This window comes from Pseudoalteromonas sp. SR44-5 (assembly GCF_014163675.1).
GTDB classification, from domain to species: domain Bacteria; phylum Pseudomonadota; class Gammaproteobacteria; order Enterobacterales; family Alteromonadaceae; genus Pseudoalteromonas; species Pseudoalteromonas rhizosphaerae.
Genome location: NZ_JACJDT010000011.1, coordinates 1 through 17147, shown reverse-complemented (window position 1 = coordinate 17147; position 17147 = coordinate 1). Strand labels below are relative to the sequence as shown.

The window sequence follows — 17147 nt, the reverse complement described above, 5'->3', positions numbered from 1 at the left end:
TTTTTGTTTATATTAGATCTTAAACTGACCTACCAAATCGCCTAAACTCTCCCCTCGACCAGCTAAGTGATGACTGACTGATGAGGTTGTTTTAATTGAACGAGTAAGCTCATTAACGATTTCTTGAATCGCAAAAACGTTACGGTTAATTTCCTCAGTTACACTACTTTGCTCTGTGGCAGCGGTAGCTATTTGTGTGCTCATATCGTTAATTGTAGTAACCGAGCTGGTTACCGCTCCTAAACTTTCAGAAATTGCGCGAGATGACTCAACTGAGCGATTACAGCTTTGCTGACTTGCCAACATTGCCTTTACCGCAGCCGTGACTAGCGTATGTAACTCATTAAGCATTTCATTAATCTCTAACGTACTCTCTTGTGTACGACTGGCTAAACTTCTCACTTCATCAGCTACAACCGCAAAACCACGGCCTTGCTCGCCAGCCCTTGCAGCTTCAATAGCCGCATTAAGGGCCAGTAAGTTAGTTTGCTCAGCAATGCCACCGATAACACTTAATACACTGTTAATTTTTTTAGATTGTTCACTTAATGAATTAACCTGTTCAGCAGCTTGATTAATCTCACTCATTAAATTTGAAACTTCTTCTAAAGAAACATCTACACATTTTTGAGCATTGGCAACATCTTGCGTGGCTGACTGGGTTGATACCGCCACTTGTGTGGTATTTTGCGCGACTTCCTGAGATGTTGCTGACATTTCGGTGATCGCCGTTGCTACCAGCTCAGTTTCATGATTATGGTTTACTAACTGATTTTCAATTAACTGTGTTTGTGTATTGATATCATTTGATGAATCTTTTACATCACGGGTTACATCTGCCACATTGGTGATAATGCTATGTAGTTTACTAACAAACACATTAAATGAATTACCCAATTGACCAATTTCATCGTTACTATGCACTTCTAAGCGCTTAGTCAGATCACCTTCGCCTTTTGCAATATCATCTAAGTTTTGCACCATATTGTGAATTGGTTTTACCATATTGTTTGCCGCAATTAAGGCAAAAAACACCGTCAACACCACCCAAAATAATGCAATTAATAACAGGGTCGTTACTTTTTCATTCATATGAGCTTGTATTGTTGCTTGGTACTTTGTTAGCTCAGCTTCAATATCATCCATATAAGCGCCCGTTCCTAGCATCCAATCTGTACCAGGAACCATCGCTGCATAGCCCATTTTTTCAACTAAACCCGTTGTATTAGGCTTTTGAAAATCATAATAAAAAGCACCGCCACCTTGTCTTGCTTGCTCAAGCAACCCAACAATTATTTTTTTACCATTAGGATCGGTCATGGCTATTTTATTTTGCCCTTCAATTGCATCACCCAATAACGCATGGAAAATACTAACGCCTTTTGTATCATAGATAAAAAAGTAACCATCTTTACCAAAAGTGAGATCTCGCAATGCATTTTTTGCATCTTCTTTAGTCCCCTTGGCTAGTTCGTAATTAATTATTTGGCGGCCTATCTCAACCTCAGTTGCTAATAAACTTTCTTTGTCAGCAATTAATTTTGTTTTAAACGATACAAAATTTTGCTGCTGATTTTGATACTCTAAATAATATGAGCTGGCCATTAAACTAATTAACAGCAGCGTGAGCGGCAAAATAGCTAATAGCAACAGCTTATTTTTCAGACTTAGATTACTCATTTTTCCTCACGTGTAACAATGTAAAGCTCCATAGTATTGATACATCGAGAGCTTATAAAAACTGTAATTATACTGCCAATTACAATTAAGTGTTTATTTGAAATCAAAAGCTATTCAAATACCATATTCACATATATATAGATTCTGGATATAAGACAAACGTATAGTAGCCGCAAAGCTACCATAATAAATTTTTACTAGTACAGTAAACGTAAAAATTGCTAGCCAACAAAAACACAATTGCACAATAATCACACAACACGCAACTATAAATGAATATTGAACTGATTTTGGCCTCGCCATTAGTTTAATAAACTGACGTTTAATATTTTTAATGGCTATGTTATTTGTGATCTCCATGCTATCTATCAATATTCAGCTTTTCATCCACCACGTTTTCACATAGTCTGAAAGCAGACTCAATGTAAAACAATACAAATTATAACAAGGTAGTTTTATGAGCAATCAATTAAATGTATTAGGTACGCGCTTGCATTTGTGCTGCGGGAATACAGGCTACACTCGAGAAGGATTTTGCTATGTCCCTGCATCTGATGTTGGTAACCACAGTGTATGTGCCATCATGACTGATGAATTTTTACAGTTTTCAAAAGCACAAGGCAATGACTTGATAACGCCTAATCCAATGTACGATTTTGCAGGCCTAAAGGCTGGTGATAAATGGTGTTTATGTGCCGTGCGCTGGCACCATGCGGTTGCTGAAAACGTAGCTCCGCCGGTTATACTTGAGGCCACCCATGAAAAATCGTTACAAGTAGTCTCTCTTGAAGTATTAAAGGCTCACCAATACTCTGCACGCTAAAAGTTTCTAATAAGCATTTACACACTCTAAGATAAAGCCATTGCTCTGCGCTGGTTTTATCTTAACCACCATCTAGTATGATATTAGCGATGTGGTAACACCAACCAGCTAATATCGCATATCCTTAAACTTTTTCATCAGACTTAACACTGAACCAAAAGTAGTCCTAAGTCTAAGTATCTGCTATTTATTAAAAAATCCTCAACCCTGAGCTATACTTGTTGGTATATTAAATTTACTATCCAAGTGTGCTTACGATTAAATAAGGAAACTTTAGTGCTGTCGCGTTTGTATGATTTTATGCCGGGTTTAAACACTTTACTTCATTATGAACGAAAGTGGTTTGCTGATGATGTGAGGGCTGCGTTATCCGTTGCCGCCGTTGCTCTACCTGTTGCTATCGCGTATGCACAACTTACTGGGGTTAACGCCGCTGTCGGGCTATATTCATGCATATTACCTATGATTTTATATGCCTTGTTTGGTACTTCCAAACAATTGATTGTCGGACCAGATGCAGCAACATGTGCGGTTATTGCTGCGGTGGTGACACCACTTGCAGCTGGGGACAGTGTTAAACACTGGCAACTCGTTGTAACTATGACCGCGATGACTGGCTTTTGGTGCTTTATTGCTAGCCGATTTAAATTAGGGGTATTAGCAGACTTCTTATCCAAGCCTATTTTAATGGGCTTATTAAACGGTGTTGCAATTACGATTATTGTCAGCCAATTTTCTAAAGTATTCGGTTTTACCTTCGATGACAGATATTTACTTGAACGATTAGGAGGTGTGCCTACTTATTTATCACAAACCCACATTCCTACTCTATTAATGGCCCTGTTTACCCTCGGTGTTTTTTTTGCCATGAAGCGACTAAAACCGACTTGGCCAGCATCTATGTTTGCTATCGCATTTGGTGCCCTATTAGTGTGGGTTTTTAATTTAAAGCAGTTTGATATCAACACAATTGGCACTGTAACTGGTGGCCTTCCAGTGTTTAACACCCCTATTTATGATATTGGTATTATTCGTGAACTTGTCGTGCCTGCACTTAACTTAGCAATAGTTAGCTTTGTCAGTATGATGCTAACCGCTCGCAGTTTTGCAGCTAAAAATGGTTACGACATAGATGCTGACAAAGAGTTTAGAGCGTTAGGTATTGCGAACATTGGCTCTGCTTTATCACAAGGTTTTGCTGTCAGTGGTGCAGACTCTCGTACAGCTGTTAACGATGATTCCGGTGGTAAAACGCAATTAGTGTCGATTATCGCAGCGGGAATTATTGCTGTTATCGCCCTATTTTTAACCGCTCCCCTAGAATTTATTCCCAGTGCAGCATTAGGTGTTGTGCTTATTATTGCTTCAATCCATTTATTAGACTTAAAAGCCATTTGGCTATTAAAGCGTAAAGACAAACAAGCATTTTACCTTGCGCTAGCCACCTTATTCGCAGTGTTATTTATTGGCGTAATACCAGGCATCACTCTCGCTGTACTATTGGGGTTATTCCAGTTTATTCGCACCGTAATGCGCCCTACCGACAATATATTAGGTGTTGATATTAAGGGCGTTGTTAGGAGCCTTGATGCCACAGATAAAGCAAAGTCAGTACAAGGAGTCTTTATTTATCGTTTTAATTCTCCTTTAACTTACTTTAATGCCGGTTACTTTAAACGGCGTTTGCTAGAACAATATGCGCGGCAAAAAGACGACACGCAATGCGTTATTATCGACGCAGTCCCCTGCTTCACCCATTTAGATTTAAGTGTCATGGCCATGCTCGCCGATTTAGACGTGATATTTAAAAAACGTGGTATTCGATTAGAACTTGCTGGCAGAAAGCGGCAATTACTATCATGGTTTGAAATTGCTGGTATGACATCCGGTAAAGAAGGCATCTACGTGCATTCAGATCTCTATATCGCCTTACAAAAAAACAGTGTCAGCCAATCAAGTGCCGAAGTAAACTTGTTCGAAACTGAAGAAGTTAAAGATGCCAGTACACAACAAGCCTAAATAAATATTAAGTCTTGTTGTTACTCATCTTCAACCGACTAACAATTGCTTGCATACAGGTATCTCTATCGACAACCCATAAGCCATAGCTTATGGGTAGCATTTCAATATTGGCACGACTAAATAGCTTATAGGTATCCAGTTCAAAGAAATCAGCCCAAGGTCCAGGGTAACCAATCAGATCGACTGCTAAGTAGCGACCATGGTAGCGGCATAAAATATCAACCTCGGTCCCCGCAACAGCATACCCAGGCCATGTTTCTATCTGCAATTTCATCAGCTCTTGTATTACATCGCGTTGAAAATCATCGACATCAGACAAACACGTATGAGCGGCTGCAAACTCACTTACCGAGCCTAAGTAACGTCTTAATAAATAATGTTCTGGTAACTGTGTTTCATCAATGGATAAAAATAAATGCTGTGCTTGTCTTGCCCGCGTTATAGTCACGTTAAAAACATCTGCTTTATTTAAATATACTGCCGCACGTTTTGCATCATTATCGACGGCAAAAGAGATCAACATAACATCGCGTTCCTCCCCCTGAAAACCAAAAGGAGTGGCGGCTCTGAGCTTATGTTTAATTATTTCAGCGTCACTAAAATTAGCGTCTATTTGCTTTGCTATAAAATCTGCTTGGCTTCGAAATGGCGAAACAATTCCGATACTGTGATAAACACCCGCTTCTCGATCATCACTCATTTGCTGTTTTATGCTCGCGATTACAGCGTTGGCTTCGAGCTGATTAACGCCATTTTTATCTCTTTCACCATTAACGCGATGGATAAATAAATGCCCACTGCTTGTACAAGGGCGATGCTGCATTACTTTTAATTTTGATTGATAAAAATAGCGGTTACTAAAATGAATTAACTCAGGTTTACTTCTAAAATGCTCATCTAAAAAGGCTAATTGCTGATCGCTATTGAGTGTATTTAATGTCAAATCTAAAATTGAATTATCACGATAACTAACAACCCCCTCACTCGAGAGTGATAGTTGATTCTTAGTGCGAAGCTGAGCCTCTTTTGATTTTGCTAAAAAAGAGTAATGCCTTAATTGCTTTGTATCGCCAACTACAAGCGCTCGTTTTGCACGATAAAGTGCTGGTAAACAACTGCTAATATTGCACTGTGTTGCTTCATCGATAATAACTAAATCAAACATTTGCGGCTTTAAGGGTAATACCCTATACAGCGAATTCAAACTCACTAACCACACAGGAAACGCCGCTAGCAATGATGAGTATTCTATATTATCAAACAGCTCAAACTGCCTTTTAGAAGTACGACTGCGAATAGCCTGATTAAACGCCTGCAGCGATTTACGCTGAGTGTTAACTAACGTTCGCAAATTAGTATTCTTTAACACGGTTAAATAACGACTAGCCAGCAGCTCTCTTTTTGTTTGTTGATCGTTAATTTCATCTAAAGCAGACCACTGTTTTGCAAGCTTTTTAATACTGCGCTGAGCCCACTTGAGATATAAATTGCTTAACCATTGAATGTCTTTATCTTCAAGCCTTTTAAGGCGTTGACCTCGGATTATCGCTTTGCGACAAAACTTATCAAACCGTTGCTCTAAATCATTAAGTAACACATTTTGTGCTTTTAGCTCTGATTCAAAAATAGCAGGGGCTTTTTCCTGCTCATCCGCTAAATAACCAGACAATAAGTCTGCAATATACGCTTTTAGATTTTTTAAAAACTCTTTTTGCCCAGCCCTGATTGATACTTCACTTAACGCAAAATTCTCATTCAATTTATCGGCAATCACATCAAGTGCCGGGTCATTATTCGCGACAATAAGTACTGACTCACCTCGCGCCATGTGCTCTGCAGCAACTGCGGCAATGGTATAACTTTTCCCTGTACCTGGCGGCCCTGACACACAGCCTAAATGCGCATTAGCAGCAATCGAAATAACTTTCTTTTGTGGTGCTGACAATAAGCCTGGTAAGTAGTCATACTTTAACGACTTAGCCGTGTTCGGCGGCAAATCATTTGAAATTAAAGCATCTATAGGGGGCGAAAGCATCTTTGAGGCTATTATTTCTTCGAGCTCATGGATCACCCCTCGACTGCTGCTTGAACGTTCAACAAACACCAGCATAGAGGCAGGTAAAAGTGTCAAATTTTTACTTTTTAAGGCTTTTTTTATTTTGGCATAATTAACAAGCTCAGGATAATTTAAAAGTTCAAATACGTTTAGCGCTAATGGGCTTTGTTTTAATAATGAAGTCCAAAAATAAGCTGATTGAATATCGGCAGTTTCATCAAGAGGTTCTGCTTCTGGCATTAACAGTTGGGTGAGCGATTCATTAATTTCAGGTTGAGAGTCGATAACCGAAAAGTAATAATCATCATCTTTTTCTATCACGGCTTCATTAAATAAGATAGGTGAAACAACTTGTTTTATCTCACCTTTTATCTCAAGCTTGCCGACTAATATAAAACGCACATACAACAAAACACGTTCACGTTGATATACCTCAACACGCTTTATTATTGGCTCAGCAAACTCTTGAGGAATAGGCATTCGCGGTAAAAAACCTGAGCCTACATCATCCCTTCCTTCAAGCACAAAGCAGTCTTGTTTTTTTAATTTACTCAAATCCCATAGGTTTAAATCCGTGCTATCTTCTTTATAGCAATCGCGGTAATACGAAAGTACATTTTTACTACTCAAAATTTTATTCCATTTAGAAGATATTACTTTTTAATACCGTAAGCATCGAGATAATTAAGATAAATTTGGTCTTAACGTGTTGGAAACTACATTTCGTGACAATACGAAGTCAATTGCAACGTTTTGTTAAGCCTTTTCGATTGCACAGCCATAATCTAAGCTGTTATGTGCTTTTAACTGCACGATTCTAGAGCCTGCTCGAAATGATCTGCTAGCTCAACGTATTGGCTACCCCAGCCATTATCCATTGCAATTTCTTGCAAGGAGGCAGTAGGTAAGAACATGTTGACCATTTGCTCTGGGCTAGAAAGATACCCAGTAGACTTAACAGAGGCAAGGTTTGCTGAAACGACAACAAGTAGCTCTTCAGGTGTTTTACTACTGAACATTGATTCTTCTGAGTCACACAGAAAACTTTCAAGGTGTGTTAAAACCTTTTCCATGTTATCTTTCATTGCTTCAGTTTCCATAGAGCCCTATCGTCACATAACGTCGCAATCACGCGTGCATTGGCTTGTTAAGTTTGAGCTCCATAGGCTGATAAACCAAGCCTGCCGATTCGCCGATTTCGCCACTACGCTCAAACCCATAATTTTCATAAGCGGTCACTGAAGATAGCGACGCGCTAACGGTAACAGTTTCAACCTTAGCATGATTCAAGGCGGATATAAGCAGCTTTCTTCCAATACCACTTTTCTGTGATTCCGGCCGAATAAAAAGCATCGCAACATGGCGACCTTCCTTAAGCTCAATGACGCCCTCGACATTTTCGTTGTTCTCAGCAACCAGCATCAAGTTATCGCCTCTCATCCTATCGAGGAATGCATCGCGCGCAGCGATATTCGAAAAGGTTGTAATCCCCTCATCAGACAATGTGCTTGCAACAGACTGCAAAAAAGAGTCCATGCAAATTGCACTTACAGCTTCAAGGTCCTTCTCTTCCACCTTCCTGATGATCATCAATGTCCCCCAAGAACATAACAACTTATTCAAAGGATCTAAACCCGCGAGTTGCAGACAGAAAACCCTTTGATTTTTTTGATACTTTCAGTCTAACTCTGTATCTAAATGTAAATCAAGAGATTTATATTTGTTGTTTTTTGTTGTTGTAAAATACAAGAAATACCCCCGCGCATTGTTGAAAAAAACGATTTATAAATGCAAGAAAATAAAGCAGCTAAAGATGCGCAAAGCGTTAAGATGGGTGTCACTTTTGTGCTCTGGTGTTCTCCTTAGAAAAAGAACACCATGCAGAAGTAACGTCAGTTTTTAAATTTGGCTATTACCGAACGGTTAAGCTTTGTATATTAACTCAGCTAACTCTTTTTTCATCTTAGTAGTAATCGGCACTAAAAAGAAAAGAAAACTTTTCATGACTGAACTCATCTTTAAGTTTCGTGTAATTGGGTGTGATCAAATTTTGATAGGTTTTAGATGATATGTTACTACCACTAAATTTAGAAATGAAGTATTTCACCTCTTTCAACTTTAGTTTCTGAAAATATTCAGGAATAGCATGTTCAAACGTACAACCATTAATTCCTAAATACTGTAGATGTTTTAAATCAGCAATCCATTTAGGGAAATCGACAAAATGTATCCTTTCCAAATAGAGGGTTTCTAAATTAGAAAACTCTTTAACATACTCTGGGAGTTTCTCAATTTTATGTTTTGGGTTAAAATCGATAAGATCCAAGCTGATTAAACTTTCTGGTATGGTTGTAATATCGTTGCCTACGCCCATTAAATGAAGGCGCTGTAAAGCTGTAAATTGATTAAGCTGAGCATAAGCCTTTTTATCAAAAGAGTAGCATAACGTAATCTCTAAATCTTTTAGTTTGGGAGCCTCTAAGGCTGTTAACGATGATACCTCTGTACGCGATAGGGAAAGCTTTTCTAAATGAGGAAGCTGTACTGCAGGAAAATCTTCTATAACCTGGTTATTTTCAATTGAGAGCGCTTGTAAATTAGGCATCTGCTGAAGCAATTCTTTTACATTTTGCGCTTTATAATAGCCTAATTCTAATCCTTTTAATTGAGCAGCAGGGTGCACATTAAGTGCAGCTTCGCTTTCTTTTTGATTTTCTATAAACAGTTTTTCTAATTGAGGACAGTATTTTAAAACATCTTTTATAGCCGCTGTTGACCAAATAACCTGTAGTTTTTTTAAGTATTCTGGCTTAGGAAAATAGGACGAATAATCTGTTGTAGGGGCTGATGTTTCATTATATAAAGATATATCTAAGCTAGCGGCAACAATCTTACTAAAAAATCCCACCATATTAGAGATGCTCAACGTTTGAAATAAAGCTTTTTCAGTTTGTATTAATTTTTCTCCAGGAACAAGCTCCTTAATACTTAGAATGTAGAGGTTATTGATCTTTTGAGGAAGTTTATCACTTTCAATGACTAAGTTAGGACATCGTTGAATTTCTAAAGAGTCTAGCAGGTCCATATTTTTTAGATTTTCAGGCAACTTTTCTATATCAGAATTCCATATTTTTAGAGTAGATAAGTTCGGGCAAGCACCAATATTTGTCAATAATGAACCATATTCGTTCACTCCAAAACACGCAATAGTTTCTAACGCTGGTAAACTTTCAAAACCTGAAGGATAGTTAGAAAATTCTTCAATACGATAGAGTTCTATTTCCTTTAAATGTGGAAAGCTTTCAGGATGTTGTAGTATATAAGCCAGGTAGCTTGCTCGATAAAGCATCAATTTAGAAACTTGTAGAGCTGCACCAGTATTTATGATTTGTATAGAACCATCTAATTGGATAACACCTATATTTGGCATAAATACACAGGTATCATCAACTTCTTTAATTTTTGGCAAATACCTAAACTGTACTTTTTTTAGTGTTTTTAAGTGATGGAGGTTATCGGGAATTTTGGTAAGATTAGGACAATCAAAAACTTCTATTTCTTCTAATTCTTTCAAGGAAGAAAGATCCGGTAAGGTTTTTAAATTTTCTAAATCCTCCAATTCCAATATTTTAATAGAAGTTGGAAGTTTTAATTGATCAATACTTGTGGTGGTTAAGCCTTCTAATTTTAAGGTTTCAAGGTTGCTCAGTTGCTGCAAGTCGGTTGGCATTTCTAAGGTTACCGTTTCTCCTTCTTTAGTCTGATCAATAGTGAGCTCCTTAAGTTGCTTTAATTGACTGAAATATTCTGGAAACTGTTGTAAATATGGGGTTTTTAGCGATATGACTTCTAAGTCCTTAAAGTTACTGAAAGAATCAGGGAGTACTGTATACGGCCCTTTAATGTCAAGCGTATTTATTCCACTTAATGTTCCTAATTCTTCTGGAATACCACTTGCAAATACATTAGTTATGTACAAACCAGTTATGCCTTGAAGTCTTAAAATAATAGAAGGGTCTTTACTTATTTTTTTAGCCACGCTTTCTTCACTTAAAAAGAAGCGTGTATAGCCCAGCATATTGTATAGCTTGCCAATAGGAAAATCTGGATCTATAGCTGCAAAATGCACAAGCGTACTGATGAGTTTTCCGGTATCATCTAATTTTTCAGGAAGCTTATTACGGGTTTTAAAAGCTTTTAACTGAGCTTTACCCGCGTATTTTTCTAAGATTTCTGAAATTTCTTTTACAACGTCTTTATCTCTGTAGAGTTTACCAATTAGAAAAAGCTCATAAAGACTATCCTTCGGATAGTTACTGCTTTCTTGAAGGTACTTGTAGTAAGAAGCTATATGCTCTATATTAAATTTCATTGTCATTTTATTTCTCCGAATTGAATAACCTTTCAATGTTGTCTGAAAGACTTTGATTTACTACACTATTAAATCAGGTAAATGATCTTCCCTTGAAACTCAAGACACCTAGCTTGCCGATTTATACCTAGTTTTAAACTCTTCGGGGGGGACTGATAGCCAAGATGGTTGTGCAGTCTAACTCGATTTTAAAATACTTCAATATAATCTAGTCTGAGCTAGTACATACTCATATAAGCAGGAATAAACTAGCGCTCTTATAAATGAGTCTAGGAGCGCTTCACCTTATACATTAAACACTCAAGTTACGTTCAAAGTTCACAATATCTACATCAGGTTTTACTTTATATAGCTGCGCTAAGCGACCACCAGACTTCACTTTTTCATCGACTTTTTCAAACATATCAGCTGCTTCAATACGCCTAATAATACTCTTTCGCTGTACTGGTTTACCAAGAATAGTTTCAATCACTAACTTAAACTGTCCAACAGTAAAGTGCTCTGGTAAACAATATACGGGGATCATTGAATAAAGCGCTTTCTGTTTTAACCGCTCTTTTGCTTGTTCAATTATAAACTTATGATCAAAAGCGACAGGTAATTCAGTTAGTTTATTTAGATCTATCCATTTTGCATCATCAACAGTTGCTATATGAGTTGATACTTGCGCCTCTGCAATTAATGCAAAATAAACCAAAGTAACACTAAAACCTCTAGGATCTCGGTTAACTCCTGAATACGTTTGTAATTGCTCTAAATACTGAGGGGCAACACTGGTTTTTTCTTTAAGTTTACGCAGCGCAGTCATGCCAACATTGTCATCAATATCAACATTTACAAATCCGCCAGGGAGACCCCATCTACCAGCAAAAGGCTCGCTTGCACGCTTTACCATTAAAACCTTTAAAGCGCCCTCTTTAACTGTGAACAGTACACTGTCGACTGTAAATAAAGGGTTTTTATATTCAGTAATATCGTAATGATTAGCCACAATATGCTCACGCTAAGTTAATGTCTTAATGACACAATAAATCAAACACTTCTCAATTTCAACCTATAGTACAATCATACACCTATCATAAGTTCAGTAATTTAGTTTAAAAAATAGCTTGAATGTAATGAGTACATTTGATAACTTATTTGTGTCGTTAGGACACAAACATTCAAAGGACAAAAAAATGAAAGTATTTAGCTATGACTCAGCAGGAAGTAAATCGTTAATCGATTATGATAATTTCACTTTTTCTGGTGGTGAAGAACATGTCAGATTTAATACCGCTAATTTTTCAGACTCTAAAAAAATAGAGATTTTTGAACGGCTAACCAACTCTTCAAACATGGTTAGATTAATGATTGCTGTCGATGCGTTAAAAAGATTAACAAATGAAAGCACACCTATTGAACTTGTTATTCCTTACTTTCCTTATGCTCGCCAAGATAGAGTATGCGTTGAAGGAGAAGCTTTAGGTGCTGCTGTTATGGCAAAGTTTATTAATAACTTAAACTTTGCAAAGGTTACTATTTGGGATGCCCATAGCGATGTATCTCCAGCTTTAATAAATAAAGTGAACAATATTGAACAAATTTCGCTGCTCACTCGATGCGAAGTGCTAAGCCAACGTTTATCGCGAGGCGAACTGACTCTTATTTCTCCAGATGCAGGGGCGAGCAAAAAAACCATTAAGATTTCAGAAAAATTCAATGGAGTACCTGAAGTCATCCAAGCGCAAAAAGTCAGAAACTTAAGAACAGGCGAAATAATTAAAACCGAAATTGTTGGCGATGTAAAAGGTAAAAGTGTACTAATTGCTGATGATATTTGTGATGGCGGCAGAACATTTATCGAGCTTGCCAAAGTGCTAAAAAATAATGGTGCAGTTGAAGTATCTCTTTTTATTACCCATGGTATTTTTTCAAAAGGGCTTGATGTTTTTGAAGGACTAATAGACAAAATTTACACGACTGACTCATTTAAACCCGCTAATGAATTTAAACATAGTAACAACATTAATTTAGAAATTATTGAGATGTAAGGAAAACACCATGACTATTATAGCTGCAAGTATGCAAAAAGATGTTTATAAAGAATTCCATAGCCGCGCTTATCACCCTGACGTAAGTGAAGTATATGCAAACTTCACATCAAGAAGCGGAAAGCTTAGTAACATAGAAAATAACGATAAAGTGGCGTTTGTTGGTCTACAGTACTTTATTAAAAGCTACCTTTTAGAAGAATGGAATGAGTTTTTCAAAGAGGATAAGGCAACAGCAGTTGCTAATCACAAACGTATTATGAGCTCAATGCTTGGTTATACCGTTGATGTAAAGTATTTAGAAGACTTACATGACTTAGGTTATTTACCATTGAAAATAAAAGCATTACCAGAGGGAACGCTAGTCCCTTATTTAGTTCCACCTATGACAATCGTCAATACTAAAGCCGGTTTTCAATGGTTAACCAATATGATTGAAACGGTACTAAGCTGCGAAAACTGGCCAATCCAAACAAGTACCACAACCTCTGTTGCCTATTTAAAAGTATTTAAAGAATTTGCAAAAAAAACAGCAATGCCTATGGAGTTTGTACCTTTCCAAGGGCATGACTTTAGCTTTAGAGGGATGTTCGGCAAACATGCTGCCGCTATGAGTGGTTTTGGTCATTTAGCATCAGGACTGGTAGGCACAGACACCATTCCTGCTGTTTTATTTGCCGAAAAATATTACGGCGCTAATGTTGATAATGAGCTTGTTGGCTGCTCTGTTGATGCAACAGAACACTCGGTTACGTGTTCGTGGATCATGGAAGGTGAAGTTGAGTTCTTCAAATATTTGATGCAAGAGCAATCGCCAAAAGGAATTTTAAGTGTTGTTTCCGACACGTGGGACTTTTGGACATTAGTAACTGATTACCTACCGCAATTAAAAAACGAAATTATGACCCGCGACGGTACCTTAGTTATACGTCCAGACTCAGGTGATCCAGTAAAAGTACTCACAGGCTACACTATTTCACCGATATCTGATTACCGTGAATTATTCGCCACTCAAGATGAAGCTGAAAAAGATGTCTTACAAAAAGGTTTTGAGGCATATCGTTTTAATGGCCAATATTTTGGCTTTGAAGGTAACAACACCGTTGAATTGATGGAATGTGAAGTAAAAGGGCTTATTGAATGTTTATGGGATATATTTGGTGGCACAACAACACCAAAAGGCTACAAGCTACTTGATGAACACATTGGCGCTATTTATGGTGATGCTATAACGCTAACCCGTCAACGCCAAATTTTACAAAGGTTGATGGATAAAGGCTTTGCATCAAAAGTCGTATTAGGTATTGGCTCTTACAGCTACCAATATGTGACTCGCGATACACATGGCTCAGCAGTAAAAGCAACGAGCGTAGTCAAAGCTGGTGAACGCTTAGCTATTTTTAAAGATCCTAAAACTGATGCAAAGAAAAAATCAGCAAAAGGGCTCTTAAAAATAGAGCGAGTCAATGGCGAGCTCACCTTGTTTGATGACGTAACCGAGCAAGAAGAAGCACAAGGACTGCTAGAGGTTGTTTTTCAAGACGGTAAATTAGTAAAAGAAACCACCTTGAATGAAATTAGAGAGTGTATAAACCAGCAAATTTAAACCACAGCTGGGGTTTAAGAGGTAATGTTCAAAATCGTTATATGAATAAACCTTACCTTGAACTGTCAGATTTGGTTAGTGGGATTCAATCAAATCTGACAGTCGCATATGCGTCATTTCGGTCATTCAAACAAAAAGTAGCAAAAAGCAAGATGCTACCTCATACCCCTTGTTAGCAGCTCTTTGTTATGGCTTGCCGCGTAGAATGCTTTGTAACAGTTCATAATTACGCCCCACCAAATTACCTACTTGGGGAATGGATGCCAAAAACTCTGAGTTCAATCTAAGCTTGGCTCTAAACTCTTCATGTACAATACAGTCATCTATAAAAGGCCCTGCAGAATTTGCGTTTATACCGCAGTAAAATGAGATCGCATACATCGCTGCAAACGCAATGTCGGGATTTTTGCTACCTGTCATTTTAACGAGAATATATTGAGCAACTGCTCCGTACTGAGGACATAAAATACTGACCAAGCAGCCCTGCCATTGAAGACTTCTGTTTTGCGATACTTCGCTAAGTGTTTTCCAATCTTGCTCGTCAAATTTTTCGATAAGCTTTTCAGCCATTTCGGACTCCCCGCCATCACACCAATCCATTGATTCGTGATCGCTCTTGTTAAGGAAATCATCTAATTTTTTGAATGCAGTGGATGTCATATCGTTCTCAAAAAGCCTCAACGCCTTGCTCAGCTGCATTTTTGGAGTGGAGCAATTTGTTAAATATTAATATTTTTCAATTTGCACCGATTTAATACTTTTAAGTATTTTTCGTTTTCTGTTGTGTTTTCGTTTATTAGAATTTCGTGCATCCATTCGCAATCAGTATCTCTTAAAAACGTTTCATAACCATTCATTTTCAAAAGTGAGCTTATATCGAATTTAGCTTCTCCTCCTCCACTTGCGACACCTCTGCCAATGACTTCACCTGCTCGAAAATAATATTTATTATCACTTTCTTCCAACATTAGGTAGTGAATTTCTGGTGGGTTTCTATCAAGATGCTGCACTTCTGAAACCAAATGTGTAGCCATAGTTTATCCCACTGTAATATCCAACGAGCCTTTAGCTTAACTCGTTTTTAATTTATGTTTATTGATGGTTAAACCATAGCTGAGCTCCTATATTGATTCAATCGTTTACTTCTATTTCATGTGAAATATAAAAAGAGGATTTACTGTTGCTTTAATTGCCGTTTTGAAAGGTATTACAGGTGTTTTAGGAAGTATTTTATGTAGATACCCACTTTAATTTATCTCTCAAAATTGAACCACAAAACTTGCCGTGTAGCTAAAAACCTAAATATTTCCACGCTTAAAATACTTATAAAAACTGATTATCGGAATCAAAATTTTAATTACAGACAGCCAAATAATTGCATTGTTGCGGTGTGAATGTTTAATTAATGATATTCAGCGCTAGGCTAATAACTTTCACTGTTACTAAGGTTCGCTCGTCGTTTCCAGCCTAAGCTTTCACAATAGCTCGTCTGTGAAGATAGTCGACCGACTGCACCATGGAATACACGAGTAAACTGCGTTATCAGTTTTAACCAGTTCTCAGGGCTAATATTGACTCGATCTAGTACAGGATCAGTGTGTTTAACTTAAAAGTAGGAGTCATACCAACTCCCGGCTCAACTGCCGAGGTCAGATTACAACCGCTTGTTAGTGCTATTCCGCTGCATATGTTTTGACGATATTGCCATAATAAATATACTTATCCATGGATTTATCCGCGTAAGCATCAGAGTTATTTATGTGTCCACAACCCCCAACTTTAGCTAGATTCTTCCCGTCCTTAAAAGATATAGAAATCCCATGTTCAATCTCCCAATCGCATCCACCTGTAAATTGACAGAAAAATTCCTCAGTTATAGAGCTTCTGCTAATTGATAAAGATGATATATGTACGAACTCAAATATATCATCTTCATTCTCCTGAGCTGGCATATCTTCAAGGCACTCTTCTCCGACGTCTAAGACAAAGTCTCTATAGTATGCGAATAGGTGCTCCTTGAGATATTCTCTGTCATCTTTGTCCAGAGCCAATGTATTATTTAGTGTTTTCTCTAATTCAGATTTGAATTCATCTAATTCTTGATCATTGAAATCAAGTCTTATCTGAAGCTTTGAGTTGTTCAGAAAAGGGATCGATAATTCCGAAGAAAGCCAATCATACCAGTCTTCATCGTATTCACTTTTCACTTTAGTAAAAACTATGTTTCCGATCGCTAATTTCATACGATTTCTCACGAAGAACTAACGAGCCTGTAGAATTACTCGTTTTTAATTTATTTTTATTGATGCATTAACCATAGCCGAGTTCCTATTTTGATTCAATCGTTTACTTCTATTTCATGTGAAATATAAAAAGAGGATTTGCTGTTGCTTTAATGGCGTTTTGGAAGGTATTGCAGGTGTTTGAGTGGCCCCCTGTGTCAGGATAGTTGTCGTCTCTAACTTTTAATAGAGGCAGATAAAAATGAGACGTCGATTTACACAAGAATTTAAAGTTCAAGCGGTTGAAAAAGCATTATCTCAATGTGATGATGT

At 37.5% G+C, this 17147-nt stretch carries 13 protein-coding genes; 4 read left to right on the top strand and 9 right to left on the bottom strand.

The annotated features are described in order from the left end of the window. Positions 1–12: 12 nt before the first annotated feature. On the bottom strand, positions 13–1680 hold the full coding sequence (locus tag H5154_RS08285; RefSeq protein WP_149981769.1) for a methyl-accepting chemotaxis protein: 1668 nt from the start codon (positions 1678–1680) through the stop codon (positions 13–15). 457 nt (positions 1681–2137) lie between these two features. Between H5154_RS08285 and H5154_RS08280 the strand changes: the two genes are divergently transcribed. Next, a complete protein-coding gene (locus H5154_RS08280; protein ID WP_149981770.1) occupies positions 2138–2503 on the top strand; it encodes a DUF2237 family protein in 366 nt (121 codons plus the stop codon). Positions 2504–2779: 276 nt separating this feature from the next. Further along, positions 2780–4522, top strand: coding sequence for a SulP family inorganic anion transporter (locus tag H5154_RS08275; protein WP_182717991.1), 1743 nt, complete (start codon positions 2780–2782; stop codon positions 4520–4522). A gap of 7 nt (positions 4523–4529) precedes the next feature. Here the strand turns inward: H5154_RS08275 and H5154_RS08270 are convergent, their stop codons facing one another. From H5154_RS08270 to H5154_RS08250, 5 genes are all read right to left on the bottom strand, one after another. Then, positions 4530–7211, bottom strand: a complete 2682-nt coding sequence (locus H5154_RS08270; protein WP_220493380.1) for a DEAD/DEAH box helicase — start codon at positions 7209–7211, stop codon at positions 4530–4532. A gap of 173 nt (positions 7212–7384) precedes the next feature. Further along, complete coding sequence (locus tag H5154_RS08265; RefSeq protein WP_182717990.1) at positions 7385–7681, bottom strand: hypothetical protein; 297 nt, start codon at positions 7679–7681, stop codon at positions 7385–7387. A 28-nt stretch (positions 7682–7709) separates the two neighbouring features. Beyond that, positions 7710–8171 carry a GNAT family N-acetyltransferase gene (locus H5154_RS08260; protein ID WP_182717989.1) on the bottom strand — a complete coding sequence of 154 codons (462 nt, stop codon included), beginning with the start codon at positions 8169–8171 and terminating at the stop codon, positions 7710–7712. A 373-nt stretch (positions 8172–8544) separates the two neighbouring features. Beyond that, a complete protein-coding gene (locus H5154_RS08255; RefSeq protein WP_182717988.1) occupies positions 8545–10959 on the bottom strand; it encodes a leucine-rich repeat domain-containing protein in 2415 nt (804 codons plus the stop codon). Between the two features lie 286 nt (positions 10960–11245). Next, entirely contained in the window at positions 11246–11944 is a 699-nt protein-coding gene (locus tag H5154_RS08250; RefSeq protein WP_149981773.1) for an NrtR DNA-binding winged helix domain-containing protein, read from the bottom strand. Between the two features lie 187 nt (positions 11945–12131). On the opposite strand from H5154_RS08250, the gene prs reads away from it, so the two are divergent. Together prs and H5154_RS08240 are read left to right on the top strand one after the other, a co-directional pair. Further along, positions 12132–12986: a ribose-phosphate diphosphokinase gene (gene prs, locus H5154_RS08245; RefSeq protein ID WP_182718038.1), complete on the top strand. Its 855-nt coding sequence runs from the start codon at positions 12132–12134 to the stop codon at positions 12984–12986. A gap of 10 nt (positions 12987–12996) precedes the next feature. After that, a complete protein-coding gene (locus H5154_RS08240; protein WP_182717987.1) occupies positions 12997–14592 on the top strand; it encodes a nicotinate phosphoribosyltransferase in 1596 nt (531 codons plus the stop codon). Between the two features lie 186 nt (positions 14593–14778). On the opposite strand, the gene H5154_RS08235 is transcribed toward H5154_RS08240, so the two are convergent. From H5154_RS08235 to H5154_RS08225, 3 genes are all read right to left on the bottom strand, one after another. Further along, on the bottom strand, positions 14779–15252 hold the full coding sequence (locus H5154_RS08235; protein ID WP_182717986.1) for a hypothetical protein: 474 nt from the start codon (positions 15250–15252) through the stop codon (positions 14779–14781). A gap of 59 nt (positions 15253–15311) precedes the next feature. Beyond that, positions 15312–15626 (bottom strand): hypothetical protein, encoded by a 315-nt coding sequence (locus tag H5154_RS08230; protein WP_182717985.1) that lies wholly within the window; start codon positions 15624–15626, stop codon positions 15312–15314. 639 nt (positions 15627–16265) lie between these two features. After that, positions 16266–16835 (bottom strand): DUF6985 domain-containing protein, encoded by a 570-nt coding sequence (locus tag H5154_RS08225; RefSeq protein ID WP_182717984.1) that lies wholly within the window; start codon positions 16833–16835, stop codon positions 16266–16268. Between the last annotated feature and the right edge of the window lie 312 nt (positions 16836–17147).